The organism is Rubellimicrobium roseum, assembly GCF_006152145.1.
Lineage (GTDB): Bacteria > Pseudomonadota > Alphaproteobacteria > Rhodobacterales > Rhodobacteraceae > Rubellimicrobium > Rubellimicrobium roseum.
On sequence record NZ_VDFV01000001.1, the window covers coordinates 296916 to 312546 of the forward strand.

Genomic DNA, 15631 nt, shown 5'->3' on the forward strand with positions numbered 1-15631 from the left:
TAGCACCCGGGAGGCGATCATGGCGGAACGGGGGCTGGGATGGGCAATGGGCAGGGACGGCACGTCCTGATCGTCGTGGAGAACCTCCCCGTCCCGCTCGACCGGCGGGTCTGGCTGGAGGCCACGACGCTGATCGGGGCGGGCTACCAGGTGTCCGTGATCTGCCCGCAGATGCGCAACTGGACGGCCCCCTACGAGGAGATCGACGGCGTCCACATTTACCGCTACCCCCTGCCCCTGGAGGCGCACGAGGGCGCGGTGGCCTATGCCCGCGAATACGGCGCGGCCGTGAAGGGCTGGTTCCGGCTTGCGGCGCGCGTCTGGAAGGAGCGCGGACCCTTCCAGGTCATCCAGGGCTGCAACCCGCCCGACCTCGTGTTCCTGCTCGCCCGCCGCTACCGGTCCAAGGGCGTGGCCTATCTCTTCGACCACCACGACCCCTCGCCCGAGCTCTTCGAGGCCAAGTTCAACCGCCGGGGAATGCTTCACAACGTCATGCTCCTGTGGGAGCGGATGACCTTCCGCACCGCCCGCGTCTCCATCGCCACCAACGAGAGCTTCAAGCGCATCGCCATCGAACGCGGCGGCATGGCGCCCGAGGACGTCTTCGTGGTCCGCTCGGCGCCCAAGCTCGACACCTTCATCCCAGGCCCCGGCAACCCCGCGCATCGCAAGGGCGCGGGCACCGTGATGGGCTACGTGGGCGTGATCGGCCAGCAGGAGGGGATGGACCTCCTGGTGGCCGCCGCCGACCACCTCGTGAACCGGATGGGCAAGGCGGACGTGCACTTCGCCATCGTGGGCTTCGGCTCGGGGCTCGACGACATGAAGGCCGACGTGGCCCGGAGGGGGCTGGACGACAGGTTCACCTTCCACGGGGCGCTCTACGCCGAGGCGCTGGTCGAGGTGCTCAACAGCATCGACATCGGCGTGGCGCCCGACCCCAAGAACCCGATGAACGACATCTGCACGATGAACAAGGTCATCGAATACATGGCACTCGGCAAGCCGCTGGTGCAGTTCGACCTGACCGAGGGCCGCGCCTCGGCCGGCGAGGCCTCGCTCTACGCCCGCGCCAACGACCCCGAGGACTTCGCCGCGAAGCTGGCCGAGCTGATCGACGACCCCGCCCTGCGCGAACGGCTGGGCCGGACCGGACTCGCCCGCGTGCGCGAGGGGATGGGCTGGCAGCACTCCGCGCCCCGGCTCCTTGCCGCCTACGACCGGATCTACGGCACCCTGGGCTGAGAGGCCCGCAGCGCCAGGGCCCCGGCCAGGAAGCCGCCCAGATGCGTCTCCCAGGCCATCTGGCCGTCCGACAGCGCCCAAGTGGCGAAGTTGAGCGCCACCAGCGCCCCGAGCACCCCCCCGAGCCCCCGCCAGGACCGCCGGTCCTCCCAGTAGAGCGCCACGGCCGCCCCCGCGAGCCCGAAGACTCCGCCCGAGGCGCCCACCATCGGCGCGGGCGCGTCCGACAGAAGCCCGAAAGTCCCCGCGCCGGCCATCACCGCCAGCGCCCATACCGCCAGCAGCCGCCGCGACCCGATCCGGCGCCAGACCGTGCGGCCCAGAAGAGCGATCACGAGGACGTTGCCCATAAGGTGCCCCGGCCCGGCATGAAGCAGCGAATAGGTCCCGAACATCAGCACGCGCTGGCCAGGATAGTTGGGCACCCAGTCGCGCAGGAGCCCGGCCCAGAAGCCGCCGTAGCCGTAGGCCATGCCCCGCCACACGGGCGAGCCCCAGAGCCGCCAGTCCGCGCCCAGCAGCACCAGTTCGACCAGCACGCAGGCGCCGATCAGGGCCCAGACCGTCCCGGGCAGCGCCAGGGCAGAGTCCTTCTCGTCCGCTGCCGCGCCCATCCGCTCGCCCGGTTCCGCTCCGACGGCCACTCGCCTGCTCTCCCGGGCCTTCGCCCCTGCCCCCGGGCATCATGCGTCCAAGCCCGGCCAAGAACCAGACCCTTCGCGCCACGGTGCCCTTGACGCGACAGCCGCATCGTGGCGGTGTCCGGGCGCGTGTCGGCCAGGAGGAAACGCCCGATGAAACTGATCGTGACGGGGGGCGCGGGGTTCATCGGCTCGGCGGTGGTTCGGCTGGCGGTGGCGCGGGGCCACGAGGTCGTGAACCTCGATGCGCTCACCTACGCCGCCAACCTCGCCAACGTGGCCCAGGTGACCAACTCGCCGCTCTACCGCTTCGAGCAGGCCGATATCCGCGACCGCGCGGCGCTCGACCGCATCTTCACGGCCCACCGCCCCGACGCGGTGATGCACCTCGCCGCCGAAAGCCACGTGGACCGCTCGATCGACGGCCCCGGCACCTTCGTCGAGACCAACGTGACGGGCACCTTCAACCTCTTGGAGGCCGCCCGCGCCCACTGGCTGCGCGAGGGCAAGCCCGAGGGCTTCCGCTTCCACCACATCTCCACCGACGAGGTCTTCGGGACGCTGGGCGCCGACGGGCAATTCACCGAGGAAACGCCCTACGCCCCGAACTCCCCCTATTCCGCCACCAAGGCCGCCTCCGACCATCTCGTGCGCGCCTGGCACGAGACCTACGGCCTGCCGGTGGTCCTCACCAACTGCTCGAACAACTACGGGCCCTTCCACTTCCCCGAGAAGCTCGTCCCCGTGGTGATCCTGAACGCCCTCCACGGCAAGCCGATCCCCGTCTACGGGCAGGGCCTGAACGTGCGCGACTGGCTTTACGTCGAGGACCACGCCGACGCGCTCCTGACCGTGCTGGAACGCGGCGCCGTCGGCCGCAGCTACAACATCGGCGGCGAGAACGAGGCCCGCAACATCGATCTCGTGCGGACCATCTGCGCCCTTCTGGACGAGATGCGCCCCCAGGGCGCACCTCACGACCGGCTCATCACCTATGTCGCCGACCGCCCCGGCCACGACCTGCGCTACGCCATCGACCCCACGCGCCTCCGAGAGGAGCTGGGCTGGCGTCCGTCGGTGACGCTGGAGGAGGGCCTGCGCCGCACCGTCGACTGGTACCTGCGGAACGAGGACTGGTGGCGCCCGCTCCTCGACCGGCAGGGCGTGGGCCAGCGGCTCGGCACCAAGGTCGCGGAGGGCGCGTCGTGAGGCTCCTGCTCATTGGCCGCACCGGCCAGGTCGCCACCGAGATCCTGCGCCGCGCCCCATCGGGCGTGACCGTCACCGCGCTCGGGCGCGACCAGGCGGACCTCATGGACCCCGAGGCCTGCGCCCGCGCCGTGACCCGGGCCGAGTGCGACGCCGTGGTGAACGCCGCCGCCTGGACCGCCGTGGACCGCGCCGAGTCCGAGGAACCCGCCGCCCGCGTCGTGAACGGCGAGGCCCCCGCCGCCATGGCCCGCGCCGCCGCCCGGCGTGGCCTGCCCTTCGTCCATATCTCCACCGACTACGTCTTCGACGGCACGGGCACGCGGCCCTTCCGGCCCGAAGACCCCGTCGCCCCCCAGAACGCCTATGGCCGGACCAAGCTTTCGGGCGAGGAAGGCGTGCGCGCCGCGGGCGGCCCGCACGTCATCCTGCGCACGTCCTGGGTCTTCTCGTCCCATGGCGCCAACTTCGTGAAGACCATGCTGCGACTGGGACGCGAGCGGGCCGAGATCAACGTGGTCGACGACCAGATCGGCGGCCCGACCCCCGCCGCCGCCATCGCCGACGCCTGCCTGACTGTCGCGGCAGGCCTTGTCGGTGGGGCGCCGTCCGGCACGCACCACCTCGCCGGCGCCCCGGCGGTGAGCTGGGCGGACTTCGCCGCCGCCGTCATGGAGGAAGCCGCCCTCCCCTGCCAAATCAACCCGATCCCGTCCTCGGCCTATCCGACGCCCGCGACGCGGCCGGCGAACTCGCGCATGGACGGGACCTCGCTCCGGCGGGACTTCGGCATCGACCCGCCCGACTGGCGGGCGGGCCTGCGCGAGGTGCTGCGCGACCTGGACGCGCTGGCCCCGGCCTGACGGGGCGCCTCAGCGCCCCGGACCACGCCCTTCCGCGATCAGGTCCAGCAGGTCGCGCCCATAGGCGTTCTTGCCGAACAGCCGCGCCCGCGCGCCCAGCTCCTCGTCGCTGATCCAGCCCTGCCGCCAGGCGATCTCGTCCGGGCTCCCGGTCTGGAGCCCTTGCCGCTCCTGCAGGGTCCGCACGAAGTTGCCCGCATCCAGAAGCGAGGCATGGGTCCCGGTGTCGAGCCAGGCATAGCCCCGCCCCATGGTCTTCACGTTGAGCCGCCCCTCGTGGAGATAGGTTTCCAGAAGCGTCGTGATCTCCAGCTCGCCCCGCGCCGAGGGCCGGACCGCCCGCGCCCGCTCGGGTGCCGAGCCGTCGAGGAAGTAAAGCCCCGTGACCGCGTAGCTCGACGGCGGCACCTCGGGCTTCTCGATGATGGCGCGGGCCTGTCCCCGCTCGTCGAAGGCCACCACGCCGTAGCGCTCGGGGTCGGCGACATGGTAGCCGAAGACGGTGCCGCCCTGCGGCTGGGCGTCCGCCTCGGCCATCAGGTCGGGCAGGCCGTGGCCGAAGAAGATGTTGTCCCCCAGCACCATGGCCGAGGGCGCGCCCGCCAGGAACTCCTCCGCGAGGATGTAGGCCTGCGCGAGGCCGTCGGGCGACGGCTGGACGATGTACTCGAACGACAGGCCCCATTGCGCCCCGTCACCCAGCGTGCGCCGGAACTGGTCCTGATCGGCGGGGGTGGTGATGATCGCAATCTCGCGGATGCCGGCCAGCATCAGCACCGACAGCGGATAGTAGATCATCGGCTTGTCGTAGATGGGCAGGAGCTGCTTCGACAGCCCGATGGTGATCGGATACAGCCGCGTCCCCGACCCGCCCGCGAGGATGATGCCCTTGCGTTCGGTCATTGCGCGTCCTCCCAGGCGAAGGGGCTTTGCCATGCGCTCAGGCGCGGCGCGGCGCGGTCCTTGTCCGACAGCACCGCCGTCTCGGGGTCGATCCCCCAGTCGATGCCGATCTCCGGGTCGTCCCAGGCCACCGCGCCATCGCAGTCGGGGGCGTAGACGTCCGTGCACTTGTAGACGACCTGGGTGTCGGGAGCCCGCGTGACGAAGCCGTGCAGGAACCCCTCCGGCACGAGAAGCTGCCTGCCGTTCTCGGCCGAAAGCTCCTCGGCCACCCAGCGGCCATAGGTCGGCGATCCGCGCCGCACGTCCACCGCCACGTCGAGGATCGCGCCCGCGATCACGCGCAGGAGCTTGGCCTGCGCATGGGGCGGCCGCTGATAGTGCAGGCCCCGCACCGTGCCTGCGGCCCGGCTCAGGGAATGGTTGTCCTGCACGAAGTCGAGGTCGAGTCCCTGCGCCCGCAGCGTTTCGCGGTTCCAGGACTCGGTGAACCAGCCGCGGGCGTCGGCGAAGCGGCGGGGAGTCAGCACCTTCACCCCGGAAAGGGCGGTGTCGTCGATCTGCATCGGTCGTCCTTCTGGCCTCTCCGGCTGGCTCTACCAAGGCGGGGGCGCGGCGTCACGGGGCTTTCGCACCTGCGGCGCCGGGCGCGGTCCGACCCATGACGCGGAGGCCATTAGTAAAATCCTAATCATTGCCCGCTACAAGGATCAGGCGGCCTGCCTCTAGGACAGGTCCCATTCGCCCAAGACCCCGACCGAGGATCCCGTCGTGAAGACCGTCATTGCCCTGGCGCTCCTGTTCCTGGCCACCGCGGTCCCGGCCGCCACCATCGTCGCCGGCTCCGGCCCGGCTTCGGGGGCGCGCCTCGCGCTGTCCGCCGCCGATTTCGCCGCACGCGGTCCCTGCGGCAGCGGATTGTCCGTGGTGGATGACGGCTGCGCGGTGGTGCTCGCGGACGGCACCAGCAAGCCGGCCGCCCATGGCCGCTATGACGCTCTGGGCGGCCCCTGGATCGACAGCCAGGACCTGTCCAAGGTCGCCTGGACCGTCTCCCACCACCGGCCCTTCGCCAGCCTCACCTTCGCCTTGACCGACGCCTTCGACCAGAACGCGGCGGATGGCCTGGGCGCCAGCTTCTTCCGCCTCACCGCAGGCGACGCCACATGGTCCATCGATGGGCAGGAGGAGAACGGCGCCCTTCACTGGCTGACCGTCCGCTTCGACGCCCCCGTGACGACGGCCCGGCTCGACTTCTCGACCCGGCTCAACGACGCCTGGGGCGTGGCCTCGGCCAGCTTCGAACTCGCGCCGATCCCCCTGCCCCCGGCCGCGCCGCTTCTGGCTCTGGGCCTGGGCGCGCTGGCCACCCTGGGCCACCGCCGGCCCCGGCCGGCAAGGGAAGCGGCCGCGCCCGCCTGACCGGACCCGGCGGGCTGCGTCCCCGGCCCGCCGGTTCGCCCCCGGCCGCTTCCCTTCCCGGCCGGGGGCAACCTTTTGCCGTGGCGCAGGTGCCCCGGGACCAAGCCCCCTCGCCCGGACCGGCCCCGCGCCCCTACACTTCCGCCCGACGATCCATAAGTGTCGGGGCGCGGCGCCCTCCCGGCGCCTCTCGTGCGAGGACGCCCATGCCCACCAACGACGACACGCTGCTCGATTCCCTGTCCGGCCCGTTGCCCGAAGCCTTCCGCCAGGCCTTCCGGCAGCATCCCGCCGGCGTGGCGGTGGTCTCGGCCGATCCGGGCGACGGGCCGGTGGCGCTCACCGTCAGCTCCCTCATCTCCGTCAGCGCCGCCCCGCCCACGGTGGCCTTCTCGCTCTCCGCCGCCTCCTCCAGCGCCGATGGCATCCGCCGGGCGCCCAGCATGATCATCCACATGCTGCGCCTGCAGGACCTGGAACTGGCCCGGCTCTGCGCCACCAGCGGCGCCGACCGCTTCGGCCCCCAGGTCAACTGGACGCGCCTGCCCACGGGCGAGCCGCTCTACACCGATGTCGGCATCTGGTTCCGCGCCCGCCCGCTGCACGAACTCTCGGTCGCCGGCGCCACGCTGATCGTGGCCGAGCTGCTCGACGGACAGGTCAACGAGGTGCCCGAGGAATCCTCGATCGTCTACCTCAACCGCCGCTGGCACTCCCTCCGGCCCACGCCCGAAGGCGTGAGCTAGGCGGCAGCCCTTAGAAGCGGCGACGCGGGCGCGGACGCCGATCCACCCGGATCGGCACCGGAACCTCGGCCCTCACGGGACCCGTCCCAAGGCGCGTCAGCGCCGACAACAGCGCCGACAGGGCGGCACGGCCAAGGGCCATTGGGGACATGATCCCTCCCATCGCGCCCAAACCCTTGCAGGGTTGGGCTTTTTCCTGATCTCACGATCTGGACCGTAGCACGCGCCGTTCCCCGGTCAACGGCCGCGACGGCCCGCCGCGCTGGACGTGGCGTCGCCCTTGCGCCACAGGGGGGCGCAACACCGCTGCAAGGGACGCGCCCCATGGACCTCCTCGCCTTCTTCCACGTCGAGACCGCGGCCGAGCTCGCCTGGGTGGGCCTGGGCTTCCTGGCGCAGATCCTCTTCGGCGGCCGCTTCCTCCTCCAGTGGTGGCACTCCGAGAAGGCGGGCGAGTCGGTCGTTCCCGTGGGCTTCTGGTGGCTCTCGGTGGTGGGAGGGACCCTGATGCTCGCCTATGCGCTCTACCGCCGCGACCCGGTGTTCATCTTCGGCCAGGGCCTGGGCCTGATCGTCTACCTCCGCAACCTCGCGCTGATCCGCAAGGCCGCCCGCCGCGCGGCGGTCACCCCTCCAGGTTGACGACGCGGCGCACCGAATAGTGCGTCCGCTCCCCCGCCCGGCCGAAGTAGATCCGCACCAGCACCTCGCTCAGGAGCCCCAGCGAGAAGAGCTGCAGCGCCGCAAGCCCCGACAGCACGGTGAGCAGGAGGAGCGGGTTCCCCGACATGTCGACGCTCCAGAGCCCCTTCATCGCGATGACGCCCACGAGCGCGGTCAGGCTGATGAGCATGGCCAGCAGGCCCAGCCCTCCGAAAAGCCGCATCGGATGCGCCGAATAGTCGAGCAGGTACTTGAGCGTGATGAGGTCCAGAAGCACCACCACCGTCCGCCACAGCCCGTACTTCGTGACCCCCGCCACGCGCGGGCGGTGGCTCGTGGGGACCTCGGTCCAGCGCGCGCCCCGCTGCACCATCAGGATTGACACGAAGCGGTGCATGTCGCCGTAAAGCTCCAGCTCCGACAGGAACTCGCGCCGGATGACCTTGAGCGTGCAGCCCAGGTCGCGCATCCGCACCCCCGTCACGCGCCGGATCAGGCTGTTGGCGATGCGCGACGGCAGCTTGCGGGTCAGTTGCGCGTCCTGCCGGTCCCGCCGCCAGCCCGCCACGAGGTCGAAGCCCGCCTCCAGCGTCGCCACCATCGCCGGGATATCCGCCGGGTCGTTCTGGAGGTCGCCGTCGATGGTGACGATGGCCCCGAACTGCGCCCGATCCATGCCCGCGCGCAGCGCCGAGGTCTGCCCGTAGTTGCGGCGCAGGAGCACGAGCTTCACCCGGTCGTCGCGGGCGGCGAGGTCCTCCATGATCCGCGCGCTCGCGTCGCGCGATCCGTCGTCCACCAGGATGATCTCGTAGGGCTTGCCCAGCCGCGCCAGGGCCGCCGTCAGCTCCTCGTGCAGCCGCGCGAGATTGGCCTCCTCGTTGTGGATCGGCACCACGACCGACACGCCGTCCACAGGCTCGGGCCCCGTCCCCGCGTCGAGCGCCGCGGGGGCGACCGGCCCGGCCAGGGGATCGAGCAGCGGGGATTCGAGCGGCATCGGGGGGCTCCTCGGGCGGGGTCGGGTGGGAACCGACCATAGCACCCTCCGCTTGCCGTGGCACGGCCCCGCCCGCCGCCCCCGCGCCGCTTGCCGTCAAAATGTCACGATCCGCCCGTCAGCCGAGGATTGTCTCCGCTCCCGCACCATCCGCCACCGTCAGGCCACCATGGCCTCGGCCGCGCGCAGGTCCACGCTCACCAACTGACTGACTCCCCGCTCGGCCATCGTCACCCCGAACAGCCGGTCCATGCGCGCCATCGTCACCGCGTGGTGGGTGATGACCAGGAAACGGGTCTCGGTGTCGCGGGCCATGGCCTCCAGCATGTCGCAAAAGCGGCCCACGTTGGCGTCGTCCAAGGGGGCATCCACCTCGTCCAGCACGCAGACCGGCGCCGGGGCCACCAGGAAGACCGCGAAGATCAGCGCCAGCGCCGTCAGCGTCTGCTCGCCCCCTGACAAAAGGCTCAGCGTCCCCAGCGTCTTGCCCGGCGGCTGGGCCATGATCTCGACGCCCGCCTCCAGCGGGTCGTCCCCCTCCACCCAGGCGAGCCGCGCCTCCCCGCCTCCGAACAGATGCCGGAAGAGTCGCCCGAACTCGGCGTTCACCCGGCCGAAGGCGTCGCGCATCCGCTCGCGCCCTTCGCGGTTCAGCTCGCCCAGCGCCCGGCGCAGCTCGGCCACTGCCTCCGTCAGGTCCGCGGCTTCGCGCAGCAGGCCCTCCTGCTCGGCCCGAAGCGCCGCCGCGTCCTCCTCGGCGCGCAGGTTCACCGCGCCCAGCGAATCCCGCCGCTTGCGCAGGGTCGCCAGCTCCACCTGAAGCTCCGCCTCGGGCGGGATCGCCTGCGGGTCGCCCAAGGAGTCCAGAAGCTCGCGCGGCCCCCCGTCCCGCTCCTCGCGGATGCGCAGGGTCGCCGCCCGCACCACCTCCAGCGCCGCCGTGCGCGCGACCTCGGCCCCTGCCCGCGCCTCGCGCGCCGCGCCCGCCGCCCGTTCGGCCGCCCGCTCCGCCTCCTGCGCCCCGCGCAAGGCCGCCTCGGCCCGCGAAAGCCGCGCCGCCTGCTCCTCCCGCGCCGCCTCGGCCTCCTCCAGGGCCTCCGCGACCTCCGCCTGCCTTTCGGCCAGCCGCTCGGGCTCCTCGGCGGCCTCGGCCATCTCCTCGGCCAGCCGCGCCCGCCGCTCCGCCAGATCCCGCGCCCGCGCCTCGGCCGCCTCGGCCCGCCCGCGCCACAGTCCCTCGTCCCGCGCGATCTCCGCCATCCGCCGCGCCCTCGCTTCGGCCTGACGGCGCAGTGCGTCCTCGGCGGCCCGCGCCGCCAGCAGCGCCGCCCGCGTCGCCTGCGCCCGCGTCCCGGCCTCCGTGGCCCGCGCCCGCGCCGCACCCGGATCGGGCAGACCCTCGCGCGCGGCTTCGGCCTCCTCCAGCGCGACCTCGGCCGAATCCAGCATTACCGCCGCGCGCTCCTCGGCCTCACGCGCGGCCTCTGTCTTGGCCTCGCCCAGCGCCCGCTCGGCCTCGGCCTTGCCGGCCGCCCGCCGTGCCGTCTCCGCGCGAGTCTCGGCCGCCCGCCGGGCCCCCCGCCCGGCTTCCGCCGCCGCCGTCCCCTGCGCCAGCGCCCGCGTCGCGGAGTCCTGCGCCGCCTTCGCCTCTCCCGCCCGGCCCGCCGCCGCCTCGGCCTCGGCCTCCAGCACCGGGAGCCGCGCCGCCCGCCGGATCGCCTCGGCCTCCGCCGCCGCCTCGGCCGCGTCGGCGGCCCGCAGCCGGAACCCGTCCCAGCGCCACAGGTCGCCCGCCCGCGATACCAGCCGCTGCCCCGGCCGCAAGCGGTCCCAGAGCGCCGCCCCGTCCTCCACGAGCCCCACCTGCGACAGCCGCCGCGCCAGTTCCGGCGGCGCCTCCACAAGATCCCCGAGCGCCGTCACCCCCTCGGGCAACGCCGCCGCGTCCCCGTAGGGCGGCAGCCGCGTCCAGCCCGAGCCGTCCTCCGTCACCGGCGCCCGCAGGTCGCGCCCCAGCGCCACCGCCACGGCCGCCTCCAGTCCCTCCGGCACCCGCAACCCTTCGCCCACCTGCCCCGTGCGCAAGCCGTCCGCCGCCACGAGCCGCGCCAGCGCCCTGGCCTCGGCCCCCAGCCCCGCCGCGCGCGCCTGCGCTTCCGCCGCCTCGCTGCGCGCCCGCGCCTCGGCCTCGCGCAGCCCCGGCAGAGCCTCCTCGGCCAGCGCGAAGGCTTCCTCGGCCACCGCCAGCGCCTCCTCGGCCTCCTCCGCCGCCCCGGCCGCATCCTCGCCTTGCCCCACCACGCGTGCGAGCGCCACCTCGGCCTCCCGCAACGCCCGCTCGGCGCGTTCGGCCTCCGCCGCCGCCCGGTCCCGCGCCTGGCGCAACTCGCGCGCCCGCCGCTCGGCCGCCTGCGCCTCGGCGCCCACCCGCGCCGCCTCCTCGGTCGCCGCGCCGAGCGCCTCCTCGGCCGCCTCCAGGGCCTCCCCAGCGGCCTCGACCGCCTCGCCCGCCTCCGCGATCCGCTCCGCCTCGCCCTCGCCCGCCTCCTCCAGCCGTTCCGCCTCCGAGGCCAGCCGCAGCAGCGTCTCCGCCGCCTCGCGCCCCAGCCCCGCCTCGCGCGCCGCGTCGCGCGCCACGTCCTCGGCCGCCTTCGCGAGGTCCTGGAGCCGACGCGCCGCCCGCCGCGCGGCCTCCCCCTCCGCCGCCGCCTCAGCCTTCAGCCGCGCCGCCGCCTCGGCCGCCGCGGCGACCGCCGCGCGCAAGGGCGGCAACCCCGCCTCGGCCGCCTCGCGCGCCGCCACCGCCCGCTGGGCCTCACTCTCGGCCCGCGCCGCCAGCCCCGTGCGTGTCCGCGCCTCGCCCTCGGCGGCCACGAAGGCCTCCTCGGCCGCCGCCCAGGCCCGCCACAGCAGCCGCCCCTCGGCCAGCCGGATTGCCCCCGCCACCTCTCGATAGCGCTGGGCGTTCTTCGCCTGCCGCTCCAGCGCCCGCAGCCGTTCGGCCAGTTGCCCCGTGACCTCGCCCAGCTTCTGGAGATTCGCCTCGGCGGCACCCAGCTTGGCCGCCGCCTCGCCTCGTCGCGCCTGCAACCCCGCGACGCCGGCCGCCTCCTCGATGACGCGCCGGCGCGCCTGCGGCTTCTGCCCGATCAGCTCCGCGATCTGCCCCTGCCGCACCAGCGCCGGCGACTGCGCGCCCGAGGCGGCGTCCGCGAACATCACCTGGATGTCGCGCGCCCGCGCCTCCCTGCCCGCCAGCCGGTAGGCCGAGCCCCCGTCGCGCGTGATCCGTCGCACCAGCTCGGTCTCGGCCCCGTCGCGCTCGAAATGAAGCGCCACCTCCGCCCAGGGCCGCGCGCCCCGCCGCGCCGTGCCCGCGAAGATCACGTCCTCCATCCCCTGCCCGCGCATCTGCGTAGGGCGCGTCTCACCCATGACCCAGCGCAGCGCCTCCAGCAGGTTCGACTTGCCGCAGCCGTTCGGCCCCACGACCCCCGTGAGCCCCGGCGCGATGGACAGCTCCGAAGGGTCGGCAAAGCTCTTGAAGCCGTTGAGGCGCAGGCGCGTCAGGCGCATGGGGGCTCCCGCTGGGGTAGGGGAACCCTTCGGGACCCGCGCGCCCGGTGTCAACCGGGACGCACGGTCGCCTGCCGTAGCCAGCCTGTCGCAATCCGGCTTGACCGCTGTCCCCCCCGCGCGCAGAACGGTCCCTGCATGGTTCCCCCTTTGGCCGCCCCAGGTGGCCGGGGACGAACAGGGAATGCGGAAGGGACCGACCCATTCCGGGGGCCCCCGCCCGCAGCCGCCCCCGCGACTGTCAGCGGAGAGCGCCCGGCCATATGCCACTGGGGTTTCCCCGGGAAGGCGGCCGGACGCAGTGACCCGCGAGCCAGGAGACCTGCCATGCGCGACGAAACGCCAACCCCGTCGGGTGTGACGGGACAGGGAGCCCATGATGACCTTCTCGATCGCGCGCCTGCGCCTCGACTCCGAAACCCTCGCCATCGCCTTCGCCGCCGTCCTCGGCCTGGGCCTCGTCTTCGTGGCGGGCTTCGCGAACGCCTCGGCGGTCCACGACGCCGCGCACGACCAGCGCCACGCCATCGCCTTCCCCTGCCACTGATTTTCCAGTGACATCGCGAACCCTGACCGGCGCGCTGATCGCCGGTCTCGTCGCGGGCCTGCTCGCGGCGGCCCTGAACCTTTGGGCGCTCACCCCCCTGATCCAGGAGGCCGAGACCTTCGAGGGCGCCACCGTCCACGTCCACGAGGACGGGACCGAGCACGTCCACGAGGCGGCCCACTCGCACGAGGCCGCGCCCGAGGGCCTCGCGCGCAGCTTCGGCACGGTCGCCACCACGCTCGTCGCCTATGCGGGCTTCGGGCTGCTGCTGGGCGTCGGCATGGCCACCGCCGCCCGGATGGGGCACGCGCCGGGCCTTCGGACCGGGCTCCTCTGGGGCCTCGGCGGCTTCGCGGCGATCCAGCTCGCCCCCGCCGTGGGCCTGCCGCCCGAGCTGCCGGGCACCGCCTCGGCCGACCTCGCGGCGCGGCAGATGTGGTGGGCGCTCTGCGCGGCCTCCACCGCCACGGGTCTCGCGGCGCTGGCCTTCGGTCGGAACGCGGGCGTCGCGGCGCTGGGCGTGGCGCTCGTCCTGCTGCCGCACCTCCTGGGTGCCCCCCAGCCGCCGTCGCACGACGGCCTGGTGCCTCCGGGCCTCGCCGCCGCCTTCGCGACCCGCTCGCTGGGCGTGGCGGCCCTGTCCTGGGCGCTCCTCGGCGCGCTCACGGGCCTGCTCGCGCAGCGCGCGCCCCGCGGGGCGCTGGCCTAGGCCGGCACCCGCCCCAGAAGGCAGAACCGCAGGCGCCCGGCCTTTCGGGCGTCCGCGACCTCGCCGCCGGGCGCCTCCGCATAAAGCCGGGCGAAGGCCGCCACCTCCTCGGCCTGTTCCTCGGGCTCCACCCCCGCGAACAGGTAGGTGGCCTTCCCCTCCCCCGTCACCGCCAGCGCCAGCGGCCGTCCGCAGGCGTTCAGGCACTCCACCAGCCGCACCGCGACCCCCGCCTCGGCGAGCCTCCCGGCCAAGGCCCGCCCGGCCCCCTCGCGGCAGGTCGCGCAGACTGTTATGCGGTCGCCCATAAGCCCCCCGAGCCCCGGAGCCACCCGATGCCCCAGAAGATTCCCGCCACCGTCATCACCGGCTTCCTCGGCAGCGGCAAGACGACGATGATCCGCCACCTGCTCGACAACGCGAACGGGCGCCGCATCGCCCTCGTCATCAACGAGTTCGGCGAGACCGGGGTGGACGGCGATCTCCTCAAGGGCTGCTGCGCCGAGGACGACATCATCGAGTTGTCCAACGGCTGCATCTGCTGCACCGTCGCCGACGACTTCCTCCCGACGATGGAGAAGCTCCTCGCCCGCCCCGACCGTCCCGACCACATCGTGATCGAGACCTCCGGCCTCGCGCTCCCGCAGCCCCTCGTGCGCGCCTTCGCCTGGCCCGGCATCGCCACCAAGGTCACCGTCGATGGCGTCGTGACGGTGGTGGACGGCAAGGCCGTGGCCGAGGGCCGCTTCGCCGAGAACGAGGCCGCCGTGCAGGCCCAGCGCGAATCGGACGACTCCATCGACCACGAGACGCCGCTCTCCGAGCTCTTCGAAGACCAGCTCGCCTGCGCCGACATGATCGTGCTGAACAAGACCGACCTCCTGGGGGACGGCGAGGCCGAGCAGGTGACGGCCCGCCTCAGCGCCGAGGCCCGCCCCGGTGCGCGCATCCTCAAGGCCCACAAGGGCGCGCTTCCGCTCGACGTGCTCCTGGGCATCAACGCGGCGGCCGAATCGGACATGGCCACCCGCGCCGCGCCCCACCACGACAGCGAGGAAGAGGACCACCACGACCACGACGAGTTCGAGAGCTTCGTCCTCGACCTGCCCGAGGTGTCCGACGTCCCCGCCCTGACCGCCCGCCTCAAGGCGGCCATCGAGGCGCACGACATCCTCCGCCTCAAGGGCTTCGTCGCCGTCGCGGGCAAGCCCCTGCGCCTGACGGTCCAGGCCGCCGGCCCCCGGATCGAGACCTACTTCGACCGCCCCTGGGGCGCCGAGGCGCGGACCTCGAAGCTCGTGGTGATCGGCGAGGCCGGGCTCGACCGCGCCGCCATCGAGGCGGCGATCCGCGGATGACCGTCACGGCCCGCGACGCCGTCGTCCGGCTCGCCGACCCCCGCGACCCGGAGGGCCGCGCCCTCCTGGGCGCGAGCCATGCCTACCTCGCCTCGCTCTACCCGGCCGAGCACAACCACTACCTTTCGGTGGACGAACTCGCCCGGCCGCACATCGACTTCTGGGTGGCCGAGGCCGAGGGCCGGGCGCTGGGCTGCATCGCGCTCGCGCGCCTGGACGGCTATGGCGAGGTGAAGTCGATGTACGTGGACCCCGCCGCGCGCGGGATGGGCCTGGGCGCCGCGCTGATGGCAGCCTTGGAGTCCCGCGCCCGCGCCGCAGGCCTTCCCGTCCTCCGGCTGGAGACCGGCGACGACCTCTACCCGGCGCACCGGCTCTACCGCCGCCACGGCTTCATCGATTGCGGCCCCTTCGGCGACTACGCCGAAGGCCCGCATTCCGTCTTCATGGAAAAGCGCCTGTGACGGCGCCAGCAGGAACCGCCCGGCCCTCAGGCCTCGCCTTCGGTCCGCACCGCCGGCTCGTCCGGCTCGCCGCCCTTGGCCGCCTGCGCCTTGGCCTTCATCCGCTCCAGCAGCGCCGCCTTGTCGTTCCTCGCCCCGAACGGGTTCGCCGGCCCGCCGGGCTGGTTGTGCTCCAGGTGGGGCGGACGGTTCTTCTGCGGCTTCCCGCTCTTCTGCTTGCTGTAATCGGCCATGGCTGCGTCTCCTTCGGGGGCCGAAGGCTTGCCCCAGCCGGCCCATATA

General features: G+C 73.5%; 17 protein-coding genes and 1 riboswitch. Of the genes, 10 read left to right on the forward strand and 7 right to left on the reverse strand.

Translation table 11 applies throughout. The annotated features are described in order from the left end of the window. The first annotated feature begins 39 nt into the window (after positions 1–39). Complete coding sequence (locus tag FHG71_RS01335; protein WP_139079797.1) at positions 40–1248, forward strand: glycosyltransferase family 4 protein; 1209 nt, start codon at positions 40–42, stop codon at positions 1246–1248. Here FHG71_RS01335 and FHG71_RS01340 read toward each other — a convergent pair. Further along, a complete protein-coding gene (locus tag FHG71_RS01340; protein WP_246045298.1) occupies positions 1230–1892 on the reverse strand; it encodes a rhomboid family intramembrane serine protease in 663 nt (220 codons plus the stop codon). The two genes, FHG71_RS01335 and FHG71_RS01340, sit on opposite strands and share 19 nt — an antisense overlap. 150 nt (positions 1893–2042) lie before the next feature. Here FHG71_RS01340 and rfbB point away from each other — a divergent pair, with 150 nt between their 5' ends. After that, positions 2043–3098, forward strand: coding sequence for a dTDP-glucose 4,6-dehydratase (gene rfbB / locus FHG71_RS01345; RefSeq protein ID WP_139079798.1), 1056 nt, complete (start codon positions 2043–2045; stop codon positions 3096–3098). After that, positions 3095–3961 (forward strand): dTDP-4-dehydrorhamnose reductase, encoded by an 867-nt coding sequence (gene rfbD / locus FHG71_RS01350; RefSeq protein ID WP_139079799.1) that lies wholly within the window; start codon positions 3095–3097, stop codon positions 3959–3961. The genes rfbB and rfbD overlap by 4 nt, the downstream gene beginning before the upstream one ends. Positions 3962–3970: 9 nt before the next feature. Here rfbD and rfbA read toward each other — a convergent pair whose 3' ends face one another. Further along, positions 3971–4864, reverse strand: coding sequence for a glucose-1-phosphate thymidylyltransferase RfbA (gene rfbA / locus FHG71_RS01355; protein ID WP_139079800.1), 894 nt, complete (start codon positions 4862–4864; stop codon positions 3971–3973). Further along, positions 4861–5430 (reverse strand): dTDP-4-dehydrorhamnose 3,5-epimerase, encoded by a 570-nt coding sequence (gene rfbC, locus FHG71_RS01360; protein WP_139079801.1) that lies wholly within the window; start codon positions 5428–5430, stop codon positions 4861–4863. The genes rfbA and rfbC overlap by 4 nt, the downstream gene beginning before the upstream one ends. A gap of 205 nt (positions 5431–5635) precedes the next feature. Here rfbC and FHG71_RS01365 point away from each other — a divergent pair, with 205 nt between their 5' ends. The 3 genes from FHG71_RS01365 to FHG71_RS01375 all read left to right on the forward strand — a co-directional run bounded on the left by FHG71_RS01365 (position 5636) and on the right by FHG71_RS01375 (position 7674). Further along, positions 5636–6286 carry a hypothetical protein gene (locus FHG71_RS01365; protein ID WP_139079802.1) on the forward strand — a complete coding sequence of 217 codons (651 nt, stop codon included), beginning with the start codon at positions 5636–5638 and terminating at the stop codon, positions 6284–6286. Positions 6287–6492: 206 nt separating this feature from the next. Then, the gene (locus FHG71_RS01370) at positions 6493–7032 is read left to right on the forward strand and encodes a flavin reductase family protein (protein ID WP_139079803.1); all 540 of its coding nucleotides are present in this window, start codon (positions 6493–6495) and stop codon (positions 7030–7032) included. 324 nt (positions 7033–7356) lie between these two features. Continuing rightward, positions 7357–7674, forward strand: a complete 318-nt coding sequence (locus tag FHG71_RS01375; RefSeq protein ID WP_139079804.1) for a lipid-A-disaccharide synthase N-terminal domain-containing protein — start codon at positions 7357–7359, stop codon at positions 7672–7674. Here FHG71_RS01375 and FHG71_RS01380 read toward each other — a convergent pair. Next, positions 7658–8695 carry a glycosyltransferase family 2 protein gene (locus FHG71_RS01380; RefSeq protein ID WP_139079805.1) on the reverse strand — a complete coding sequence of 346 codons (1038 nt, stop codon included), beginning with the start codon at positions 8693–8695 and terminating at the stop codon, positions 7658–7660. The two genes, FHG71_RS01375 and FHG71_RS01380, sit on opposite strands and share 17 nt — an antisense overlap. A gap of 159 nt (positions 8696–8854) precedes the next feature. Next, a complete protein-coding gene (gene smc, locus FHG71_RS01385) occupies positions 8855–12271 on the reverse strand; it encodes a chromosome segregation protein SMC (protein ID WP_139079806.1) in 3417 nt (1138 codons plus the stop codon). A 122-nt stretch (positions 12272–12393) separates the two neighbouring features. After that, positions 12394–12615: riboswitch (cobalamin riboswitch) on the forward strand. A 35-nt stretch (positions 12616–12650) separates the two neighbouring features. Here smc and FHG71_RS01390 point away from each other — a divergent pair. Continuing rightward, the gene (locus tag FHG71_RS01390; protein WP_218014002.1) at positions 12651–12818 is read left to right on the forward strand and encodes a CbtB domain-containing protein; all 168 of its coding nucleotides are present in this window, start codon (positions 12651–12653) and stop codon (positions 12816–12818) included. Between the two features lie 7 nt (positions 12819–12825). Further along, entirely contained in the window at positions 12826–13527 is a 702-nt protein-coding gene (locus FHG71_RS01395) for a CbtA family protein (protein WP_139079808.1), read from the forward strand. Here FHG71_RS01395 and FHG71_RS01400 read toward each other — a convergent pair. Continuing rightward, the gene (locus FHG71_RS01400; RefSeq protein WP_139079809.1) at positions 13524–13835 is read right to left on the reverse strand and encodes a DUF1636 family protein; all 312 of its coding nucleotides are present in this window, start codon (positions 13833–13835) and stop codon (positions 13524–13526) included. The genes FHG71_RS01395 and FHG71_RS01400 overlap by 4 nt on opposite strands. A 27-nt stretch (positions 13836–13862) precedes the next feature. Here FHG71_RS01400 and cobW point away from each other — a divergent pair, with 27 nt between their 5' ends. Both cobW and FHG71_RS01410 read left to right on the forward strand, forming a co-directional pair. Beyond that, entirely contained in the window at positions 13863–14885 is a 1023-nt protein-coding gene (gene cobW / locus FHG71_RS01405) for a cobalamin biosynthesis protein CobW (protein ID WP_139079810.1), read from the forward strand. After that, positions 14882–15349 (forward strand): GNAT family N-acetyltransferase, encoded by a 468-nt coding sequence (locus FHG71_RS01410; protein WP_139079811.1) that lies wholly within the window; start codon positions 14882–14884, stop codon positions 15347–15349. The genes cobW and FHG71_RS01410 overlap by 4 nt, the downstream gene beginning before the upstream one ends. 26 nt (positions 15350–15375) lie before the next feature. On the opposite strand, the gene FHG71_RS01415 is transcribed toward FHG71_RS01410, so the two are convergent. After that, positions 15376–15582: a hypothetical protein gene (locus tag FHG71_RS01415; RefSeq protein ID WP_139079812.1), complete on the reverse strand. Its 207-nt coding sequence runs from the start codon at positions 15580–15582 to the stop codon at positions 15376–15378. Positions 15583–15631 lie beyond the last annotated feature (49 nt).

Excerpts from the sequence above, each read along its gene's own strand:
- FHG71_RS01375 (WP_139079804.1), top strand. The coding sequence starts at position 7,357 with ATGGACCTCCTCGCCTTCTTCCACGTCGAGACCGCGGCCGAGCTCGCC.
- smc (WP_139079806.1), bottom strand. The coding sequence starts at position 12,271 with ATGCGCCTGACGCGCCTGCGCCTCAACGGCTTCAAGAGCTTTGCCGAC.
- FHG71_RS01380 (WP_139079805.1), bottom strand. The coding sequence starts at position 8,695 with ATGCCGCTCGAATCCCCGCTGCTCGATCCCCTGGCCGGGCCGGTCGCC.
- cobW (WP_139079810.1), top strand. The coding sequence starts at position 13,863 with ATGCCCCAGAAGATTCCCGCCACCGTCATCACCGGCTTCCTCGGCAGC.
- FHG71_RS01410 (WP_139079811.1), top strand. The coding sequence starts at position 14,882 with ATGACCGTCACGGCCCGCGACGCCGTCGTCCGGCTCGCCGACCCCCGC.
- rfbC (WP_139079801.1), bottom strand. The coding sequence starts at position 5,430 with ATGCAGATCGACGACACCGCCCTTTCCGGGGTGAAGGTGCTGACTCCC.
- rfbA (WP_139079800.1), bottom strand. The coding sequence starts at position 4,864 with ATGACCGAACGCAAGGGCATCATCCTCGCGGGCGGGTCGGGGACGCGG.
- FHG71_RS01415 (WP_139079812.1), bottom strand. The coding sequence starts at position 15,582 with ATGGCCGATTACAGCAAGCAGAAGAGCGGGAAGCCGCAGAAGAACCGT.
- FHG71_RS01390 (WP_218014002.1), top strand. The coding sequence starts at position 12,651 with ATGACCTTCTCGATCGCGCGCCTGCGCCTCGACTCCGAAACCCTCGCC.
- FHG71_RS01400 (WP_139079809.1), bottom strand. The coding sequence starts at position 13,835 with ATGGGCGACCGCATAACAGTCTGCGCGACCTGCCGCGAGGGGGCCGGG.
- FHG71_RS01335 (WP_139079797.1), top strand. The coding sequence starts at position 40 with ATGGGCAATGGGCAGGGACGGCACGTCCTGATCGTCGTGGAGAACCTC.
- rfbB (WP_139079798.1), top strand. The coding sequence starts at position 2,043 with ATGAAACTGATCGTGACGGGGGGCGCGGGGTTCATCGGCTCGGCGGTG.
- FHG71_RS01370 (WP_139079803.1), top strand. The coding sequence starts at position 6,493 with ATGCCCACCAACGACGACACGCTGCTCGATTCCCTGTCCGGCCCGTTG.